The sequence below is a fragment of the Streptomyces similanensis genome, from assembly GCF_039543625.1.
In the GTDB taxonomy this organism is placed as follows: Bacteria; Actinomycetota; Actinomycetes; order Streptomycetales; family Streptomycetaceae; genus Streptomyces; species Streptomyces similanensis.
In genome coordinates, this window is the sequence record NZ_BAABKC010000070.1 from 110404 (window position 1) to 130073 (window position 19670).

General features: G+C 73.7%; 17 protein-coding genes and 3 pseudogenes. 12 read left to right on the forward strand and 8 right to left on the reverse strand.

Annotated elements, in window-relative coordinates; translation table 11 throughout:
* Window positions 1-44 precede the first annotated feature (44 nt).
* Both ABEB07_RS23330 and ABEB07_RS23335 read right to left on the reverse strand, forming a co-directional pair.
* Window positions 45-2780: an ATP-dependent RNA helicase gene (locus ABEB07_RS23330; RefSeq protein WP_345670133.1), complete on the reverse strand. Its 2736-nt coding sequence runs from the start codon at window positions 2778-2780 to the stop codon at window positions 45-47.
* Window positions 2781-2906: 126 nt separating this feature from the next.
* A complete protein-coding gene (locus ABEB07_RS23335) occupies window positions 2907-3725 on the reverse strand; it encodes a class I SAM-dependent methyltransferase (RefSeq protein WP_345670168.1) in 819 nt (272 codons plus the stop codon).
* 372 nt (window positions 3726-4097) lie between these two features.
* Between ABEB07_RS23335 and rpsA the strand changes: the two genes are divergently transcribed.
* From rpsA to ABEB07_RS23365, 6 genes are all read left to right on the forward strand, one after another.
* Window positions 4098-5591, forward strand: coding sequence for a 30S ribosomal protein S1 (rpsA, locus tag ABEB07_RS23340; protein ID WP_164588406.1), 1494 nt, complete (start codon window positions 4098-4100; stop codon window positions 5589-5591).
* Window positions 5592-5823: 232 nt separating this feature from the next.
* Window positions 5824-6762, forward strand: a complete 939-nt coding sequence (locus tag ABEB07_RS23345; protein WP_164588405.1) for a PAC2 family protein — start codon at window positions 5824-5826, stop codon at window positions 6760-6762.
* Between the two features lie 71 nt (window positions 6763-6833).
* On the forward strand, window positions 6834-7436 hold the full coding sequence (gene coaE / locus ABEB07_RS23350) for a dephospho-CoA kinase (protein ID WP_345670134.1): 603 nt from the start codon (window positions 6834-6836) through the stop codon (window positions 7434-7436).
* Window positions 7437-7552: 116 nt separating this feature from the next.
* Complete coding sequence (locus tag ABEB07_RS23355; RefSeq protein WP_164588403.1) at window positions 7553-7933, forward strand: tetratricopeptide repeat protein; 381 nt, start codon at window positions 7553-7555, stop codon at window positions 7931-7933.
* A gap of 144 nt (window positions 7934-8077) precedes the next feature.
* Entirely contained in the window at window positions 8078-8770 is a 693-nt protein-coding gene (locus ABEB07_RS23360; RefSeq protein ID WP_164588402.1) for a class I SAM-dependent methyltransferase, read from the forward strand.
* A 63-nt stretch (window positions 8771-8833) separates the two neighbouring features.
* On the forward strand, window positions 8834-9244 hold the full coding sequence (locus tag ABEB07_RS23365) for a DoxX family protein (RefSeq protein WP_176148535.1): 411 nt from the start codon (window positions 8834-8836) through the stop codon (window positions 9242-9244).
* 90 nt (window positions 9245-9334) lie between these two features.
* On the opposite strand, the pseudogene ABEB07_RS23370 reads toward ABEB07_RS23365, so the two are convergent.
* Window positions 9335-9655, reverse strand: a pseudogene (locus ABEB07_RS23370) (DUF4097 family beta strand repeat-containing protein); the annotation flags it as partial.
* Window positions 9656-9669: 14 nt separating this feature from the next.
* Here ABEB07_RS23370 and ABEB07_RS23375 point away from each other — a divergent pair.
* Window positions 9670-10098, forward strand: a pseudogene (locus ABEB07_RS23375) (MarR family transcriptional regulator); the annotation flags it as partial.
* A gap of 109 nt (window positions 10099-10207) precedes the next feature.
* Here ABEB07_RS23375 and ABEB07_RS23380 read toward each other — a convergent pair.
* Window positions 10208-10795 carry an RNA-binding S4 domain-containing protein gene (locus ABEB07_RS23380; protein WP_345670135.1) on the reverse strand — a complete coding sequence of 196 codons (588 nt, stop codon included), beginning with the start codon at window positions 10793-10795 and terminating at the stop codon, window positions 10208-10210.
* A gap of 55 nt (window positions 10796-10850) precedes the next feature.
* Here ABEB07_RS23380 and ABEB07_RS23385 point away from each other — a divergent pair, with 55 nt between their 5' ends.
* Both ABEB07_RS23385 and ABEB07_RS23390 read left to right on the forward strand, forming a co-directional pair.
* Window positions 10851-11615 carry a uracil-DNA glycosylase gene (locus ABEB07_RS23385; protein ID WP_425589063.1) on the forward strand — a complete coding sequence of 255 codons (765 nt, stop codon included), beginning with the start codon at window positions 10851-10853 and terminating at the stop codon, window positions 11613-11615.
* 175 nt (window positions 11616-11790) lie between these two features.
* Window positions 11791-11976 (forward strand): hypothetical protein, encoded by a 186-nt coding sequence (locus ABEB07_RS23390; RefSeq protein WP_164589266.1) that lies wholly within the window; start codon window positions 11791-11793, stop codon window positions 11974-11976.
* 61 nt (window positions 11977-12037) lie between these two features.
* On the opposite strand, the gene ABEB07_RS23395 is transcribed toward ABEB07_RS23390, so the two are convergent.
* The 3 genes and pseudogenes from ABEB07_RS23395 to ABEB07_RS23405 form a co-directional block, all read right to left on the reverse strand.
* The gene (locus ABEB07_RS23395) at window positions 12038-13963 is read right to left on the reverse strand and encodes an ABC transporter ATP-binding protein (RefSeq protein ID WP_176148532.1); all 1926 of its coding nucleotides are present in this window, start codon (window positions 13961-13963) and stop codon (window positions 12038-12040) included.
* Between the two features lie 253 nt (window positions 13964-14216).
* Window positions 14217-14759: a hypothetical protein gene (locus ABEB07_RS23400; RefSeq protein WP_345670136.1), complete on the reverse strand. Its 543-nt coding sequence runs from the start codon at window positions 14757-14759 to the stop codon at window positions 14217-14219.
* A gap of 508 nt (window positions 14760-15267) precedes the next feature.
* Window positions 15268-15772 (reverse strand): annotated as a pseudogene (locus tag ABEB07_RS23405) (ATP-binding protein); the annotation flags it as partial.
* Window positions 15773-15974: 202 nt separating this feature from the next.
* Here ABEB07_RS23405 and ABEB07_RS23410 point away from each other — a divergent pair.
* From ABEB07_RS23410 to ABEB07_RS23420, 3 genes are all read left to right on the forward strand, one after another.
* Window positions 15975-16835, forward strand: a complete 861-nt coding sequence (locus ABEB07_RS23410; RefSeq protein ID WP_164587975.1) for a helix-turn-helix domain-containing protein — start codon at window positions 15975-15977, stop codon at window positions 16833-16835.
* Window positions 16836-17111: a DUF397 domain-containing protein gene (locus ABEB07_RS23415; protein WP_176148529.1), complete on the forward strand. Its 276-nt coding sequence runs from the start codon at window positions 16836-16838 to the stop codon at window positions 17109-17111. It abuts the gene before it with no gap.
* Between the two features lie 135 nt (window positions 17112-17246).
* Window positions 17247-18077, forward strand: coding sequence for an SAM-dependent methyltransferase (locus ABEB07_RS23420; RefSeq protein WP_345670137.1), 831 nt, complete (start codon window positions 17247-17249; stop codon window positions 18075-18077).
* Window positions 18078-18151: 74 nt separating this feature from the next.
* On the opposite strand, the gene ABEB07_RS23425 is transcribed toward ABEB07_RS23420, so the two are convergent.
* The gene (locus ABEB07_RS23425) at window positions 18152-19639 is read right to left on the reverse strand and encodes a glutamate synthase subunit beta (protein ID WP_345670139.1); all 1488 of its coding nucleotides are present in this window, start codon (window positions 19637-19639) and stop codon (window positions 18152-18154) included.
* Window positions 19640-19670 lie beyond the last annotated feature (31 nt).

Consider the following 19670-nt stretch of genomic DNA (forward strand, 5'->3'; position numbering starts at 1 on the left):
ACCGAGGGGCGCCCTCCGCCACGGCGGCAGGGCGCCCTTCCGCGTCACCGTCCGAGCCGTGCGTTGGTGTGCCGGGTGGGCCGCGCGGTGGCCGGGTCCTCGGGCCAGGGATGCTTCGGATACCGGCCGCGCAGCTCCGCCCGTACGCCCTTGTAGCCGTCCCGCCAGAAGGAGGCGAGGTCGGCGGTGACGGCGACGGGGCGGCCCGCGGGGGAGAGCAGGTGCACGAGGACCGGCGCCCCGGCGACGAGCGGCGACCGCTCCAGCCCGAACATCTCCTGGAGCTTGACCGCCAGCACCGGCTGCTCCGGGTCCGTGTAGTCGACGCGGACCGCGGACCCGCTGGGCACGGTGATCCGCTCCGGGGCGAGTTCGTCCAGCCGGGCCGCCGCACCGGACGCCCAGGGCAGCAGCCGGGCCAGCGCCTGCCCGGCGTCCACACGCCCCAGGTCCGCGCGCCGCCGGGCCCGGCTCAGCTCCGGCTCCAGCCACTCGTCCACGCGCCCGTGCAGCGCGTCGTCGCCGACGTCGGGCCAGGGCGCGCCGAGCCGGCGGTGCAGGAACGCGAGCCGCTGCCGCAGCAGACCGCCCCCCGCCGGCCACCGCAGCAGTCCGAGGCCCTCCCGCCGCAGCCCGTCGAGCAGCGCTTCGCGGACGAGGGCGGGGTCGGGGGCGGCGAGCGGGCGCGCCGTCAGCTCCACCGCCCCGAGCCGTTCGACCCGCCGCGCGACGACGTCCCCGTCCGACCAGTGGACCTCCGTCCGCTCCTCGTACAGCGCCCCGGCGGCGAACCGGGCGACGTCCTCGTCGATCGCGGCGGCGAGCCGCACGCGCGCGTGCGCCCGGCCGAGCGGACGGTCGGCCACCGCGACCACGATCCACGGCGCGCCCCGCAGCGCGGACCCCTCGGCGAGCTCGGCCCGCGTCCCGGAGGCCATCACGTACGACCCCCCGTCCAGCCAGGCCACCCGCTCGGGATACGCCAGCGCCCCCACCACCCCGGCGACCCACTCGTCCGAACCCCGCCCGAGCCCGGCCCCGACGGCGAGACCGGCAGTTCCTGGGCCGTCTCCGCTGCTTCGCCGCCCTTCGCCACCGGGGGCGGAGATGGGGGAGGCGGCCGGGGGCCTCGGCTTCTGCTCTCCCGCGGCGGCGTGCCGCGCGGCGCCCTCGGGCGGGGCGGCGGCCGTCGGCGGGTCTCCCGCCCCATCCGCCTCTCGCGCCGCCACGCTCACCTCGGCACCGGGGTCCCGGCCGGGCACGCCGGGGAGTCCCGCTCCCGACGCCGCGCCCCGCAGCCGCCGCACCTCCCCGCGCCACCGCGCCGCGTAGGCGTCGCCGCCGCGCCGAGCGGTCCGCACCGCGGCGACGAGATCGTCGCCGTACTCCCGCGGCGCCTCCTCGCTCAACAGCGCGACGGCCTCCGCGACCCGCTCCCCGCCCCCGAGGGCGGCGGCGTCCAGCAGCGCCCGACCCAGCCGCGGATGCACCCCGAGCCGCGCCAGCCGCGTTCCGCGCCCGGTGGCCCGCCCGGCGGCGTCCACCGCGCCCACCGCGGTCAGGACCTCCCGCGCCGCCGCCATCGCCCCGCCCGGCGGCGGATCCAGCAGCGCCAGCCCGGCGGCGTCCGGGTCGCCCCAGCAGGCCGTCTGGAGGGCGAACGCGGTCAGCTCCGCCACCTTGATCTCCGGCGCCGGGAACCGCGGCAGCCGCCCGTCCTCCGCCTCCGTCCAGCACCGGTACACCGTCCCCGGCGCCTCACGCCCCGCGCGTCCCGCCCGCTGCCGCCCGGCCGCCTGCGAGGCCCGTACGGTCGCCAGCGCGCTCAGCCCGCGCGCGTGGTCCACCCGCGGCTCCCGCGCGAGCCCCGAGTCGACCACCACCCGCACCCCGGGAACCGTCAGCGAGGACTCCGCCACGGACGTGGCCAGCACCACCCGGCGCCGCCGCCCCGGCGCGAGCACCGCCTCCTGCACGTCCGCCGGCGCACGCCCGTGCACCTGAAGCACCTCCACGTCCCCGAGGTCCCCGAGCGCCCCCGCCACCCGCCCGATCTCCCCGACCCCCGGCAGGAAGCACAGCACGTCCCCGGACCGCTCGGCCAGCGCCCGCCGCACCACCGACGCCACGTGCGCCAGCAGCGCCGGATCCACCCGCAGCCCGTGCGGCGGCCGCACCGGACGCGCGGGCGGCGCCCACACCACCTCCACCGGATGCGCCACGCCCGCCGCCTCGACCACCGGCGCCCCGCCCAGCAGCCGCGCCCAGCCCTCGGCGTCCGTGGTCGCCGACGCGGCCACCAGCCGCAGCTCGGGCCGCAGCGTCTCGCGCACGTCCCACAGGAACGCCGCCGCGGTGTCCGCGTCCAGATGCCGCTCGTGGCACTCGTCGAGCACCACCACGTCGATGCCGCCCAGCTCCTGGTCGCCCTGGAGCCGCTGGAGCAGCACACCGGTCGTGACGACCTCCACGCGCGTGTGCCGCCCGACGACCCGTTCCCCGCGGACCGTGTGGCCGACGCTCTCGCCGGGCTTCTCGCCCAGCAGCCACGCCATCCGCCGGGCCGCGGCCCGCGCCGCGATCCGCCGCGGCTCGGCCACCACCACCCGCCGCGCCGGCCCCGCGCCCAGCAGCCCGGCCAGGGCCAGCGGCACCAGCGTCGTCTTGCCGGTGCCGGGCGGCGCGACGAGCACGGCGGTGCCGTGCCCCTCCAGCGCCTCGTCGAGTGCGGGCAGGGCGCCGCGTACGGGCAGCGCCTCCAGGGCGTCGTAACGGATCACGCCCCCAGTGTCGTACGACGACGAACGGCGCCCTCAAGGCGCCGTTCGCGAGCCGTCCCGCAGGCCGTCCGCCGGCGGAAACACCCCCCTGTGTCCGTGCGGGAGCCCCCGCACCGCTCCGCCGCGTCAGTCGCGCTCGCACACGAAGATCGCCGTGCCCGGGATCAGATGCCCGCGCAGCGGCGACCAGCCGCCCCACTCGGAGGTGTTCCAGTCGGGCCACTCCGGCTCGATGAGGTCCACCAGACGGAAGCCGGAGGTCACGACGTCGCGCACCCGGTCGCCCAGCGTGCGGTGGTGCTCCACGTAGACGGCCAGTCCCTCGTCGTCCTGCTCGACGTAGGGCGTGCGGTCGAAGTAGGAGGCGGACACCGACAGCCCCTCCGGGCCCGGCTCGTCCGGGAAGGCCCAGCGGATCGGATGCGTCACCGAGAAGACGAACCGCCCGCCCGGCCGCAGCACCCGGCGCACCTCGCGCAGCACCAGCCGCGGATCGGCGACGAAGGGCAGCGCCCCGTACGCGGAGCACGCCAGGTCGAAGGAGCCGTCGGCGAACGGCAGCGCCGCCGCGTCCGCGCACACCAGCGGGAACGGCCCGCCGATCCGCAGCGCGTGCTGGAGCTGGCGGTGGGACAGGTCCAGCGCCACCGGGCGCGCGCCCTGCGCGACCAGCCAGCGCGAGCACTGGGCCGCGCCGGCGCCGATCTCCAGGACGTCCCTGTCCTTCAGCTCCTCCGGCGGACCGAGCAGCTCCGCCTCCACCTCGTCCAGCCCCTCGGGGCACCACACGAAGCGGTCGTCGCCGAGGAACGTGCCGTGTTCGCCCTGGTACTCGTCCGCGTTCCGGTCCCACCAGCCCCGGTTGGCCCGGGTGCTCTCGGTGACGCCGGCCGCGCGGCGGGTGGCCTCCGGTTCGAACGTCTCGAACGGCTCTGGCTCTTGGATGATCGGCTCCCTCGTCGTACTCTTCCGTCCAACCCGCCCCCATGGCGTGCCGGCGAGAAGGGATGTCCTGGTGTCGGCGTGGCCTCGGGAGAAAGGTTCTGTGCCGGAAATGCGGTGAACCGCCCCGCGTGTGCGGCTTCGCGCATTGACCCTGTCCGGCTGCCCCCGTATGCTACAAGTTGCGCTGCGAGCCTGCGCTCCTCAGACGTAGCAGGCTGCGCTCGCGTCTGTTGTATGTCCCCTCGGTTTTCGAGGCGCCACCAGCGGTTTTGCGTGGTGCTTCTTTGGCTGTCCGGCTTCTTCAGAGCGAAACGGGCTCCTGGCGCAAGCAGTACCTACGACTTCAATGTCCGTACCGGAGCCCTTTCCCACATGACGAGCAGCACCGAGACCACCGCCACCACTCCGCAGGTAGCGGTCAACGACATCGGTAACGAGGAAGCCTTCCTCGCCGCGATCGACGAGACGATCAAGTACTTCAACGACGGCGACATCGTCGACGGCGTCATCGTGAAGGTCGACCGGGACGAGGTCCTGCTCGACATCGGTTACAAGACCGAAGGTGTCATCCCGAGCCGCGAGCTCTCGATCAAGCACGACGTCGACCCCAACGAGGTCGTCGCCGTGGGCGACGAGATCGAGGCCCTCGTCCTCCAGAAGGAGGACAAGGAAGGCCGCCTGATCCTCTCGAAGAAGCGCGCCCAGTACGAGCGTGCCTGGGGCACCATCGAGAAGATCAAGGAAGAGGACGGGATCGTCACCGGTACCGTCATCGAGGTCGTCAAGGGTGGTCTCATCCTCGACATCGGCCTCCGCGGCTTCCTCCCGGCCTCCCTGGTCGAGATGCGCCGTGTCCGCGACCTCCAGCCCTACGTGGGCAAGGAGCTCGAGGCGAAGATCATCGAGCTGGACAAGAACCGCAACAACGTGGTCCTGTCCCGCCGTGCCTGGCTGGAGCAGACCCAGTCCGAGGTCCGCCAGACGTTCCTCACGACCCTCCAGAAGGGTCAGGTCCGCTCCGGCGTGGTCTCCTCGATCGTCAACTTCGGTGCCTTCGTGGACCTGGGTGGCGTCGACGGTCTGGTCCACGTCTCCGAGCTGTCCTGGAAGCACATCGACCACCCCTCCGAGGTCGTCGAGGTCGGCCAGGAGGTCACGGTCGAGGTCCTGGACGTCGACATGGACCGCGAGCGCGTCTCCCTGTCGCTGAAGGCGACCCAGGAAGACCCGTGGCAGCAGTTCGCCCGCACCCACCAGATCGGCCAGGTCGTGCCCGGCAAGGTCACGAAGCTGGTTCCGTTCGGTGCGTTCGTCCGCGTGGACGAGGGCATCGAGGGTCTGGTCCACATCTCCGAGCTGGCCGAGCGCCACGTGGAGATCCCGGAGCAGGTCGTCCAGGTCAACGACGAGATCTTCGTCAAGGTCATCGACATCGACCTCGAGCGCCGTCGCATCAGCCTCTCGCTGAAGCAGGCCAACGAGTCCTTCGGCGCCGACCCGTCGGCGGTCGAGTTCGACCCGACCCTGTACGGCATGGCCGCGTCCTACGACGACCAGGGCAACTACATCTACCCCGAGGGCTTCGACCCCGAGACCAACGACTGGCTCGAGGGCTACGAGACCCAGCGCGAGGCGTGGGAGACCCAGTACGCCGAGGCGCAGCAGCGCTTCGAGCAGCACCAGGCGCAGGTCATCAAGTCCCGCGAGGCGGACGAGAAGGCCGCTGCCGAGGGTGGCGAGACCGCCGCTCCGGCCGCGTCCGGCGGCGGTTCGTACTCCTCCGAGGGTGGCGACACCTCCGGTGCGCTGGCTTCGGACGAGGCGCTTGCCGCGCTGCGCGAGAAGCTGGCCGGCGGCCAGAGCTGAATGCTCACCGCTAGGCACTAGCCGATGACTGCGGCCCGCACCCCACTGGGGTGCGGGCCGCAGCCGTTGCGCGAACGCCTCCGCCGCGGAGCCGCGAGCAGGCCACCGCCCCTCCTTCCGCACGCGACCCCTTCCCCCACGTGAAGCCTCCTGAAGGCGGACCGCCCCGTTGGGGAATGCCCGCGCCCCGCTCCTCGTTGTGAACCTACGAACACGAGGAGGGGCGGTCACCGTGCTTGATCCGCAGAGTCTGTACACATGGGAGCCGAAGGGCCTGGCAGTCGTCGACATGGCGCTCGCCCAGGAGTCGGCCGGCCTTGTCATGCTCTACCACTTCGACGGATACATCGACGCGGGCGAGACCGGCGACCAGATCGTCGGCGGACTCCTCGACTCGCTGCCCCACCAGGTCGTGGCGCGCTTCGACCACGACCGGCTCGTCGACTACCGGGCGCGCCGGCCGCTGCTGACCTTCAAGCGCGACCGCTGGACCGACTACGAGGAGCCCACCATCGAGGTGCGCCTCGTCCAGGACGCCACGGGCGCGCCCTTCCTGCTGCTGGCCGGCCCCGAGCCGGACGTGGAGTGGGAGCGGTTCGCGGCCGCCGTGCGGCAGATCGTGGAGCGGCTCGGCGTCCGCCTGTCGGTGAACTTCCACGGCATCCCCATGGGCGTCCCGCACACCCGCCCCGTGGGGCTGACCCCGCACGGCAACCGCAGCGACCTCGTCCCCGGCCACCGCAGCCCCTTCGAGGAGGCACAGGTGCCGGGCAGCGTCGAGGCGCTGCTGGAGTACCGCCTGATGGAGGCCGGGCACGACGTCCTGGGCGTCGCCGCGCACGTGCCGCACTACATCGCCCGGTCCGCCTACCCCGACGCGGCGCTGACCGCGCTGGAGGCCATCACCTCGGCCACCGGCCTGGTCCTGCCCAGCCTCGCGCACGCCCTGCGCAACGACGCCCACCGCACCCAGACCGAGATCGAACGGCAGATCCGGGAGGGCGACGAGGAACTGACCGCCCTCGTCCAGGGCCTGGAGCACCAGTACGACGCCGCCGCGGGCGCCGAGACCCGGGGCAACATGCTCGCCGAACCCGTCGAGATCCCCTCCGCCGACGAGATCGGCCGCGAGTTCGAGAAGTTCCTCGCCGAGCGGGAGGGCGACGGCTAGCGAGCGCGGTCGTGGGGCGTCCGCCGGGCCCGGCGGACGCGCCGCCGCGGGCAGGGCCTAAGCTGCCGCTCATGCTGAAGGTAGGCCTGACCGGGGGCATCGGAGCCGGTAAGAGCGAGGTGTCGCGGCTGCTCGTCGAGCACGGCGCCGTCCTGATCGACGCCGACCGCATCGCACGCGAGGTCGTCGCCCCGGGCACACCCGGTCTGGAGGCGGTCGTCGAGGCGTTCGGTCCGGAGGTGCTCGCCGAGGACGGCAGCCTGGACCGGCCCCGGCTGGGCTCGATCGTCTTCGCCGACCCGGAGAAGCTGGCCGCGCTGAACTCGATCGTGCACCCGCTGGTCGGGGGCCGCGCCGGCGAGCTGGAGGAGGCCGCCGCCGAGGACGCCGTCGTGGTCCACGACGTCCCGCTCCTGACCGAGAACGGCCTGGCCCCGCTCTACGACCTGGTGATCGTGGTCGACGCGCGGCCCGAGACCCAGCTCGACCGGCTCGTACGGCTGCGCGGCATGACCGAGAAGGACGCCCGCGCCCGCATGGCCGCCCAGGCGACGCGGGAGAAGCGGCGCGAGATCGCCGACGTGGTCATCGACAACGACGTGCCGCTGGAGGAGCTGCGCAAGCGGGTGGCGGAGGTCTGGGCCGGGCTGGAACGGCGGGCACACGCCGCCTGACCGCGGCCCCGCAGGAGCGGTGCCGACGCCTCCCGGAACGGCGGCACCGGAGCCCTCCCGGAATAGCGGTGCCGGGACGGGGCGTTGAACCCTCGCAGTGAGGGAAGGACTTTGCCGTGCCCGACACCAGCGGTTCGACCGGACGTACCCCGGAAACGCATGTCATCGACTTCCGCGCCGCCGAGCAGCTGCTCGCCGCGCGCGACCCGCGGGGCGCGGTGAAGCTGCTCGACGGCGTCATCGCCGCGCACCCCGAGAACACGGCGGCACGCCTGCTGCGCGCGCGTGCCTTCTTCGCCGCGGCGCAGCTCAGACCCGCCGAGCTGGAGTTCACCATCGTCCTGGAGCGCGAGCCGGACAACGCGTTCGCGCACTTCGCGCTCGGCCGTACCTACGAGCGCCAGGGCCATCCCGACCGGGCCAAGCGCCACTTCCGGCTGGCCGCCGCGCTGGACCCGAACCCGGAGTACCTGCAACGCGCCCGGTTCGACACCTGACCGTCCTCGCCCGGCGCCCGATGCCAGGCGTCCGGCGCCAGGCCGAGGACGCCGCGCCTGCTCCTCTCCCACCCTTCGCTCACTCGTACGGGTGAATACGGGCGAGGGGGGAACGGGTGTCCGGGTGCGGGCCGTTGTCCGGGCATGGAACTGAAAACGCGTCAGGGCTACCGAGGGACGGGGCCGGGGCCGATCACCCCGGACGGCTGCGCGGTCGAGCTGTACAGCCGCATGCCGGTGCGGGACGAGCCGGACATCATCGCCGCGGCCGTGCCCGCGGGCGCGCACATCCTGGAACTGGGCTGCGGAGTGGGTCGCGTGACCCATCCGCTGCTGGAGCGCGGCTTCACCGTCACGGCGGTGGACGAGTCACCCGAGATGCTGGAGCGGGTGCGGGGCGCGCGGACCATATGCGGCCCGATCGAGCACCTGGACCTGGGGGAGACCTTCGACGTCGTGATGCTCGCGTCGTTCCTCGTGCACGCGGGCGACATCGAGGTGCGGCGCGGTCTGCTGCGCGCCTGCGCCCGGCATGTCGCCGAGGGCGGCTGTGTGCTGATCCAGCGGGAGGGACAGGACTACCACACGAACCTGCCGCGCGAGCGGGTCGATCCCGCCGGCTTCACGGTGCGGATGCTGTCGGCCGAACCGGTCGGCGACGGAGTGAACTCGGTCCGCGCCGAGTACGAGTTCCCGGACGCCACCTGGACCCAGACGTTCCTGTCCCGGCCGCTGAGCCCGGGGCAGTTCGAGGAGGCGCTGGCGGAGGCGGGCCTCCGGGTCGACAGCTCTCTGACGGAGGACGGAATCTGGGTGCGGGCGGTGCCCGTGCGATGACTTTCCCGGCGCGTCCCGGTCTACCTCCACGACAGCACGACACACCGCTTCCCGGAGGAACCCATGTCCGAGACCGCCGCCCCCGCCCCGTCCGCCGCACTGCGCGTCCTGCGTGTCGTCCAGGTCGTGCTGGCCCTGTTCTACGCCTTCGCGAGCGCGCTGCCCAAGCTCATCGCGCACCCCTCGGCGGTGGAGTCCTTCGACCGGATGGGCTGGAGCAGCGCGGGCATGTACACCATCGGCGCGCTGGAGCTGGCCGGCGCCGTGGCCCTGCTGATCCCGGTGCTCCAGTCGGTGGCGGCGCTGGCGCTGGGGGCGCTGATGGCGGGCGCGTTCGTCGTCCAGCTCACCGCCTTCGACGGGGAGAACGCGGCGACCCCGCTCATCCTGATCGTCCCCCTGGCCCTCGTCGCCTGGGCCCGCCGCGACCGCAACGCCGAGCTGCTGCGCCTGCTGCCGCACCGCCGCGCGTGACCCCGGCCACGGGGAGGCGGCCGCCGGGGACCGGCCATGGAGGACCGGCCCCGGGGAGCGGTCACCAGGAGGGGCATCGGTGCGGCTCCCTCACAGGCTGCGCGTGGTGATGTCGCCGTGGGAGGTGGTGGCGCGGATGTCGAGTGCGACGGCGCCGTCGTTCTTCAGGGCGTTGCTGACGCGGCCGTAGCCGGCGCCGGCGTCCAGGGCGGCCGAGACGCCGGCGGCGGCCGCGACCGAGATCCCGCCGGACTGGGTGCTCAGCACGACAGTGCCGCGCACAGCCTCGCCGATCCGGATGTCGCCCCGCGCGGTGCTGATCTCCGCCGGGCCGTTGAGGCGGCCGACCTCGACGTCGCCCTCGGTCGCGGTGAGGCGGACGCTCTCCGCCTCGTCGATCTTGATGTGGCGCTACGCGCCGGGCCGCCAAGGTGCTGACCTGTCTGTTTCTGACCGACGCGGGCCACCTCACCGCGTCCGAGCTGGCCCGGCGTCTCCAGGTCAGCCCGGCGTCCATCTCCAAGGCGATCGCCTTCCTGGACGACCAGAGCCTCATCCGCAGGGAACGCGACGAACGCCGCCGCGACCGCTACGTCGTCGACGACGAACTCTTCTACCAGGCGACGATGGCCAGCGCCCGTTCGAACGACCAGCTCGTCGAGACCGCCCGCCAGGGGGTCGCCGTCCTCGGCCCCCACACACCGGCCGCCACCCGGCTGGAGAACATCGCCCGCTTCCTCGACTTCATCAGCGAGAGCATCGTCCGCGCCGCCGAACAGGCCCGCGCGGTCCTCCACACCAGCGCGCCGACCCCGTCGGGCGACACCGCCCGGCCCCAGCCGGACCACGGATAGCCGCCCCCGCCACAACCCCGCCCCGAGGAGCGGGCGCACCGGCGGCGGGCTGGGCCTACGCGGTCGGCGGGCAGCCCCCCCGGCCGAAGACCGTCGTCGCCGGTAGGTGTCAGCGGCCCGGGCGGCCGGCCGGGCCGCTGGGGCCGTCGAGGCCGCCCATGTCGCGCAGGCGTTCCAGCTCACGGCGGTCCCGCTTGGTGGGGCGGCCCGCGCCGCGGTCGCGGACCGCGATCGGGGCCACGGCCTCGCGGGGCGGAGGCGGCGGGGAGTTGTCGACGTAGCACTGCACGGCCACGGGGGCGCCGACGCGCTTGCGGATCAGCCGGGTGACCACGACGATCCGCTCCCGCCCCTCGGCGCCCCGCAGCCGCACCTCGTCGCCGACACGGACGGAGTGGGCGGGCTTGACCCGCTCGCCGTTCACCCGGACGTGGCCGCCCCGGCAGGCGGTGGCGCCGACGGAGCGGGTCTTGACCAAGCGGACCGCCCAGATCCAGCTGTCGATCCGCACGCTCTCACCGCCGGCCGGACCGGCCGCCTCGGCGGCGGCGATCGCGGCGGCGACCTGGGGGTCCACGGCGCTCGCGGACGAGGCGGCGGAGCCCGCCCCGCTGCCGTCCCCGGAGCTCATCCCGCCGCCGTCCTGCCCACGGCCCATGTCGTCCTGCCCACGGTCCATGTCGTCCTCGGAAGCCATGGCGTCGACCTTAGTCGCGCGGGCCGTCCGCGCCGCACGAATTTACGGTGGAGTCATGGGCAGTGGCAGGGCTATGGACACGGAAAGCGGCAGCCTCGCCGCGCTCGACGGGCGGATCACCGAGTGCCGGGCCTGTCCGCGCCTGGTGGAGTGGCGGGAGGAGGTGGCCCGCGTCAAGCGGGCCGCGTTCACCGACTGGACGTACTGGGGCCGGCCGGTGCCCGGCTTCGGTCCGCCGGACGCCCGGCTGCTGATCGTCGGCCTCGCCCCCGCCGCGCACGGCGCCAACCGCACCGGCCGGATGTTCACCGGGGACCGTTCCGGAGACGTCCTCTACCAGGCGCTCCACGACCTGGGTCTCGCCTCGCAGCCCACCGCCGTCTCCGCCGACGACGGACTGGAACTGCGCGGAGTGCGGGTCACGTCGCCCGTGCACTGCGCCCCGCCCGCCAACAAGCCGACCCCCGGAGAACGGGACACCTGCCGCCCCTGGCTGGTGCAGGAGCTGCACCTGCTGCGCCCCACCCTCCGGTCGGTCGTCGTCCTGGGCGCCTTCGGCTGGCAGGCCGCGCTGCCCGCGTTCGCGGCGGCCGGCTGGACGGTGCCCCGCCCGCGCCCCGCCTTCGCCCACGGCGCCCGTGTCCCGCTCGACGGGCGCGACGGTCTCGGCGGCCTCGATGTGTTCGGCTGCTTCCACGTCAGCCAGCGCAACACCTTCACCGGCCGGCTCACCGCCGAGATGCTCCGCGAGGTGCTGCGCACGGCGGCCCGGACCGCGGGCCTGCCGACCACACCGCCCGGCGACGCCGGCGCTCCATGAGCACCAGGTGTTCCCGAAACAGTGCGGAAAGTGATCGATTACGCCAGAAGTGTGAGGTCGGACGCACTTTTGGCATGGAACTCGTGTCGAGTACGTCTCAGTAGCGTCACCGACCGCGCCGTTCACCCCATGCTTGGCGTTTAAATCTCCGAGTACGACATTGTGGAGGTGCAGGGTGAACGGGCGACGAACAGTGCTCGAGCGCTTTCCCGCCGGCGGTCCGCGCGGATCGTGGCCGGCGGAGGAATTCGCGCATGCGCGGCGTCTGGAGGGCCTGCCGGCCGAGGTCGTGATGGACCTCGCGACGGACACCTTCCTGGTGGTCGTGCGCGGCGGCGACGGCGGTGACGTGAGTGCCTGAGCGGTGCGGGCGGCGACGGCTTCAAGGGTGACGTGAACACGACTCTCGGGTGCGCCCGACGTCAGCCCGCCTCCGGGGCGGCCGGGGCGGGGACCTTCGCCGCGAACTGCTCCGCCTGGAGCGCGTACAGCTCCGCGTACAGACCGCCGGCGGCCAGCAGCTCCTCCGGCGGGCCGGACTCCACCAGCCGGCCCTGGTCGAGGACGTGCACCAGATCGGCGTGGCGCACGGACGCCAGCCGGTGCGTGATCAGCACCACCGTCTGCCCGCTGTCCGCCAGCCCCCGGATCCGTTCGAACACCTCCAGTTCGGCGCGGGCGTCCAGCGCGGCCGTCGGCTCGTCCACGATCAGGATCCGGCCGCGCCGGTAGGCGGCCCGCGCGATGCCCAGCCGCTGCCACTGGCCGCCGGACAGCTCGTGCCCGCCGCTGAAGTTCCGCGCCAGCAGCGTGTCCAGACCGCGCGGCAGATCCGCGACCACCTCCTGAGCGCCCGCGTCGGCGACCGCCGCGGCCACCCGCTGGTCGGTGGGCGCCGCCGAGGACCGGCCCACCGCCACATTGACCCGCGCGGTGAACGGCCAGCGCTTGAAGTCCTGCGCCACCATCGCGATCCGCTCCGCGAGCGCGTGCCGGTCCGCGTCCGCCGCGTCCACGCCGTCCCACAGGATCTGCCCCTTGTCCGGGGTGTAGAGCCCGGCGAGCAGTTTGACCAGGGTCGTCTTGCCGGAGCCGTTCTCGCCGACCAGGGCCACGATCCGGCCCAGCGGGATGGTCAGCGACACGTCGTCAAGGGCCGGCCGGGCCGCCCCCGAGTCGGCCGGGTAGCCGAAGGTCACATGTTCGAAGCGGATCTCGCGCGGGTCCTCGGGCAGCGGCTCGCCGCCGGCCGGGATCGCCCGTTTCGCCGCCTCGGTGTACAGGCGCTGCAGATCGCCCACGAACAGGGCCTCCTCGTGCAGCTGGTTGACCTCCAGGACGAGGGTGTCCAGGCTCGCCGAGCCGGTCCGGATCGCGATGACCGCCGTACCGGCCACGGACAGCGCCATCGCACCGGCCAGCAGCAGCCCGCCCAGCGTCGCGTACGTCGCCACCGTCGCCAGCCCCGTCCAGCCCGCCGCGAAAAGGCCCGTACGGGCCGCCAGCCGGGCCAGCCGGGCCTGCTCCGCCTCGGCGGTCTCCGACATCTGGCGGTAGTGCCGCAGCAGGAACGGCCCCACGCCGTGCACCCGGATCTCCGGGGCCGCCGCCGGCTCGGTGAGCAGACCGCTGAGCAGGTGTCCCGCCCGCGCGTGCTGCACCCAGACGTGGAAGGACTCGTAGCGCCGCCGGGCGTTGGTCAGCGCGCTCCACGCGCTCGGCAGGGTCATCGTCACCAGCAGCGGCAGCAGCGCCCAGTGCAGCACGGTCAGCACGCCCGCCGCCGCGATCAGCGAGATCATCGCGTTCACCACACGCGTGCCGTACATGATCATCCTGCGGGCGGACGCGGCCCCGTACTGCGCGGTGTCCAGCAGCTTGTGGAAGGCGTGGTCCTCGATCGCGGCCAGCTCCACCCCCGCCGCCCGCTCCAGGTACAGCTCGGTCGCCACCCGCTCGACCTTCGGCTCCAGCCGGCCGGTGGCGTGCGTCGAGGCGGCCCGCAGCAGCGCGCCGACCAGCGCCACCGCCGCCATGACGACCAGCGCGGGCACGGCCCCGCGCAGCCGCTCCTCCAGCGCGCCGCCGCCGATCACCCGGCTGAGCACGCTGTTGACGGCGAGCAGACTGACGGCCTGCGCGGCGCCGCGCACCGCCTCGGCGGCCAGCACCGTGTTCGTGGCCCGCGGGTCGGCTTGCCGGGCCAGCCGGAAGCTGGCGGCCAGCAGTCCGGGCAGCCGCCGCACCATGCCCCGGAAGTTCAACTCCAGGAAGGCGTCGTTGTGCTGGCTCCAGCCGGTGTCGTAGCGCAGCGGGCCGCCGAAGAGCAGGCTCTCGGAGTCGGACACCTCGGGTGCGGGTGTCGTGGGTTTCGTCTTCCCGTCGCGTCGCCCGCGCCTCAGCTCCACCGATGGCCTCCCCCGATCGTGAATGGAGGCCACTATCGCGGGGCGGGACCGTGCACGGCAGGGCGCGTGACCGGGCGGCCGGAGCGCGCGGGCGCGTACGGCCGGCCGCCGCCCGGGCGCTCGCACGGCTCAGGTGCCGCACGGTTCCCGCGCCGCGCGGTCGCCGGGCCCGCCGGTGTGCGGCGCGTCGGCTTCAGGCGCTGACCGGGCGCGACCAGACCGGGGTCGTGCCCGTCACCCGGCACAGGGCCAGGTAGAGCGGGATCGGCGGGGTGTAGGGCACGGTGCCGGACGGCCGGTGGACCAGGGTGGGGAGCCGGTCCGGGTGCGGGGCGTCCGGGAGCACCGCGCCGGTGGCGTAGTGCGCGGCGTCGGGCCACCGCAGGGCGTAGTCGGAGTCGGCCGGGACGATCCACCACCAGTGCGTCTCGTCGGCGTAGACGCAGCCCACACGAGGCAGCCGCGGCATCAGCGAGGGGCCGAGGTGGGCGGGCACGGCCACGGCGTCGAAGCCCAGGGGAAGCGTCATGCCCGCGGGCAGCGGCAGCCTGCGCGCTCCGCCGGAGGGTGCGGTCCGCGCGGGCGGGTCCCCCGGTCCCGCTTCCTCGGCCGGGCCGGCGCCGCCGGGTCGCACGCGGCCGTCCGATGCGCCGGGCGTGCGCGTCTCGCGCCCCAGGCGTACGAGCGTGTCCAAGCTCAGTACCGGTCCCGAGCCGGAGCCACCGCTCACAGCCATACGGCCCCCGTTCCGTGTGTCGTCGCGTGCGATGCGCCGTGCCGCGCGGTGCGGCCGGTCCGTGCGGAGTCCTCGGTCTCCCGGTGCGGATGCGCGGGCCGCTCCGGCGTCGGCTGGGGCGCGCCCCAGCCGAGGTCGCCCCGGACCTCCCGGCCGGATCGGCCCGTACGGTCCTCGCCGGGCCCGGCCTGACGGCCGACACCGGGTGCGCTCCCGGCCCCGCGGCCGGCCCCGCGCTGCTCGCCGGATCCGGTCCCGAGGTCGGTGCCGAGTCCGGTCCTGGGGTCGGTGCCGGATCCGGTCCCGAGGTCGGCGCCGAGTCCGGTCCTGAGGTCGGCGCCGGGTCCGGTCCCGAGGTCGGCGCCGGGTCCGGTCCCGAGGTCGGTGCCGAATCCGGTCCCGTGGCTTTCGCCGCGTTCCGACGGGTGCTTCCCGGTGCGTCCGGGTGCAGAACCGAGACGGGCGTCGAGTTCCGTCCCGCGGCGCTCGCCGTCCGGCTCCGTGTCATCGGCAGGAGCCGTCGCCGCGGCCGTGCGCGGCAGTTCCGCCCACACCACGAGCCCCGAGCCGTGCTCGCGCGTGCCCCAGGCGTGGCTCAGGGCCTCCACCAGCATCAGGCCCCGGCCGTGCTCCTCCTCCGGACGCTGCGGGGAGGGGTGCGGCTCGCCCGGGGCGCAGCCCTCGTCGCGCACGGCGATGCGCACCAGGTCGGGGCCGTCGGACAGCTCGCAGACGACACGGCTGCTCGCCGTGTGCACGATGGCGTTGGTGACCAGCTCGGAGACGACCAGAGTCGCCGTGTCACACGTGTCCTCGCACACCGACCAGCCGGTGAGCCGGGCCCTGGTCAGGCGTCTGGCCTGGGCCGGAGAACCCGGATGCGCGGCCAGCTCGAAGCGGAACCGGCGCTCGGCGACGGTCCCGTCGGGGCCCGATGCCGTGCGGGCGCCGGGGACGGCGAGGCCCGCGGTGGCGGCTGTTCCTAAGGGCGGGGACGGAATCACGCTTGCCACTATCGCCCCCGCCGCAAACACTTGGCAAGGGCCACTCTGAAAAATGCAGAGTGCTGTATGACGCGGTGAAGGGCCGTGGCACACTGCTCGCAACAGCACGTCGCGCGGCGCCAGTTCGGATCGGCGAGGATCCACCCGGATCTTCGAATGGATCTTCGAGTGGCGCCGCAGGCCTGTCAGGACTTTTTGGTGGAGGTGGAGCGTGAGCGAACCGCGGTCCGCGCCGACCGTCGGGCAGGTCGTGCTCGGCCGGCGCCTGCTCGACCTGCGCGAACGCGCGGGACTCAAGCGCGAGGAGGCCGCGCGCGTCCTCAGGGTCGCGCCCGCCACGATCCGCCGCATGGAGATGGCCGAGGTCGCCCTCAAGATCCCGTACCTGCAACTCCTGCTGAAGGCGTACGGCATCCCGGACGACGAGGCCGAGGCCTTCGTGCAGCTGGCCGAGGACGCCAACCGCCCCGGCTGGTGGCAGCGGTTCCACGACATCCTGCCGGGCTGGTTCTCGATGTACGTCAGCCTGGAGGGCGCCGCCTCGCTCATCCGGTCCTACGAGCCGCACTTCGTGCCCGGCCTGCTCCAGACCGAGGACTACGCGCGCGGCGTGCTCGAGTCGGGCGCCGTCGGCCAGACCAGCCCCGAGGACATCGAGCGCCACGTCGCGCTGCGCATGCGGCGCCAGGACCTGCTCACCCGGCCCGACGCGCCCCGGTTCTGGGTCGTGCTCGACGAGACCGCGCTGCGCCGCCCGGTCGGCGGCCCGGAGGTGATGCGCGCCCAGATCGACCGGCTGCTCGAAGCCGCGAAGCTGCCCAACGTGACGCTTCAGGTCGCCCCGTTCTCCGCGGGGCCGCACCCCGGCACGTACGGGCCCTTCGTACTGTTCCGATTCGCCATGCCGGAACTCCCGGACATGGTCTACAGCGAGTACCTGACCGGCGCCGTCTACCTGGACGCGCGCAGCGAGGTGGCGACCCATCTCGAGGTCATGGACCGCATGGCGGCACAGGCCGCCACGGCACATCGCACGAAGGAGATCCTCCGGGATCTCCGCAAGGAGTTGTGAATGGATCGCATGACGTCCCAGCCGGGACCGCTCCTCCGCGGCCAGCGGATCTACAACGGCATGCCCGCCCGGGAGCTGGGCAGCGAGGGCTGGCACAAGCCCTGGAGCGGCGGCAACGGAGGCAACTGCCTGGAGGCGATGAAGCTGGCCGACGGCCGGATAGCGGTGCGCCAGTCCACCGACCCGGACGGGCCGGCACTCATCTACACCACCGACGAGATGACCGCCTTCATCCAGGGAGCCAAGGCCGGGGAGGCTGATTTCCTCCTCTCCTGACCGAACTTGACCGCTTGACCGGCGCTGACTGTTTTTCTTGGCTCAACTTCCTAATCTTGGCACTGACTTGATCACTGACACCGTTCCCTCGACCACCGCTTCCCCCCTCGACCACACACGCTTACGGAGTGCCGTATGACCGGGCAGGACGCCGGCCTCGACGCCGGCCAGGACGCGACTCGGATCGACACCAGCAGGCCCCATCCCGCACGCATGTACGACTGGTACCTCGGAGGCAAGGACAACTACCCGGTCGACGAGGAGATGGGCCGCCAGATGGTGGCCATCAACCCGCGGGTGCCGATCGTGGCCAGGGCGAACCGCGCGTTCATGCACCGCGCCACCCGCTGGCTGGCCGGCAACGGCGTACGGCAGTTCCTGGACATCGGCACCGGCATCCCGACCGAGCCCAACCTGCACCAGGTGGCCCAGGAGGTCGCGCCCGACGCCCGCGTCGTCTACTGCGACAACGACCCCATCGTGCTGGCCCACGCGGCGGCCCTGCTGCGCGGCACGCCCGAGGGCGTCACCGAGTACCTCCAGGCCGACGTGCGCGATCCCGCCGTCATCCTGGAACGGGCGCGCGAGGTCCTGGACTTCACCCGGCCCGTGGCGCTGTCCCTGATCGCGCTGCTCCACTTCGTCCCCGACGAGGACGGGGCGCACGACCTGGTGTGGCGGCTGCTGTCCGAACTGCCCTCCGGCAGCTGTCTGACGATGACCCACGCCACCGCCGACTTCACCCCCGAGGAGGAGGCGGCACAGGCCACCGAGAAGCTCAGGGCGGCCGGCGTCACCCTGGCGCTGCGCTCCCGCGCCGAGTTCGCCCGCTTCTTCGACGGCCTGGACCTCGTCGAACCCGGCGTCGAGGTGCTCCACCACTGGCACCCGGAACTGGGCGAGCCGGTACCGGGCCAGGACGACGGCGTCATGGCGGGCTACGGGGCGGTGGCCCTCAAGCGGTAGCCCGGAAAGCGGCAGCCCCTGAAAGGGATAGCGGGCGCGTGCCCGCGTGCCGCGTGTGCAAGGGTGCGGTCCGGTCAGACGATCATCGGGCGGTCGTACGGTCCGATCGGCGTCGGCAGTCGCGAACCGCCCGTCAGATGCCGGTCCACCGCCGCCGCCACCGCCCGCCCCTCCGCGATCGCCCACACGATGAGCGACTGCCCGCGCGCGGCGTCCCCGGCGACGAACACGCCGGGGACGTTCGTCGCGAAGCCGGGGTCCCGGACGATCGTGCCGCGCGGCGCGAGCGCGATCCCCAGCTGGTCGATCAGGCCGTCGCGCCGGTCGGGCCCCGAGAAGCCGAGCGCGAGCAGCACGAGATCGGCCGGCAGGACGCGCTCGGTGCCCGGCAGCGGACGCCGCCCGGCGTCCACCTCCACCAGGTGCAGCTCCCGCACGTGCCCGTCCTCGTCCCCCGTGAAGCGCAGCGTCGACGCCGCGAACAGCCGCGCGTCGGCGTCGGCGGCGGGCGCCGTCCGCAGCGCCCCGGCCTCCTGGTGCGCCGCCGAGAGCCGGTAGACCTTCGGATACGTCGGCCACGGCTCGGCGTCCTCGTCGCGCTCCGCGCCGGGCTGCGCGTAGATGTCGAGCTGGGTCACCGACGCCGCGCCCTCGCGCACCGCCGTACCGAGGCAGTCGGCCCCCGTGTCGCCGCCGCCCACGATGACCACGTGCCGGCCGGCCGCGGACAGCGGCGAGACCTGGAGGTCTCCCTCGCACACCCGGTTGGACAGCGGCAGGTACTCCATCGCCTGATGGACACCGGCCAGGTCACGTCCCGGGATGTCGAGTTCACGCCAGGCCGTGGCTCCGGTGGCGATCACCACGGCGTCGTGGCGTGCCCGCAGCTCCGCCGCGCCGACGTCCCGCCCGACCGCCGTGGACACCCGGAACTTGGTCCCCTCGGCCCGCATCTGCTCCAGCCGCCGTTCCAGCTGTCGCTTCTCCATCTTGAACGCGGGGATGCCGTAGCGCATCAGCCCGCCGAGCCGGTCGTCCTTCTCGTACACGGCGACCGTGTGCCCCGCGCGGGTCAGCTGCTGGGCTGCGGCGAGCCCGGTCGGTCCGGAGCCGATCACCGCCACCGTCCGGCCCGACAGCCGGTCCGGCGGACGCGGCGGGACGAAACCCTCCTCCCAGGCCCGGTCGGCGATGGCGCACTCGACGTTCTTGATGGTGACGGCCGGCTGGTTGATCGCGAGCACGCAGCCCGCCTCGCACGGCGCCGGGCACAACCGGCCGGTGAACTCGGGGAAGTTGTTCGTGGCGTGCAGTCGTTCGCTCGCCGCCCGCCAGTCCTCCCGCGAGACCAGGTCGTTCCACTCCGGGATCAGGTTGCCGAGCGGACAGGCCTGGTGACAGAAGGGGACGCCGCAGTCCATGCAGCGGTCCGCCTGCTTGCTGATGATCGGCAGCAGCGCACCGGGGACGTACACCTCGTCCCAGTCCCGCACCCGCTCCTCGACCGGCCTGCGCGGCCACTCCTGCCGGGGCGTGGACAGGAAACCCTTGGGATCGGCCATGGCCGTCCCCCTCGCGTACTCGTACTCACGT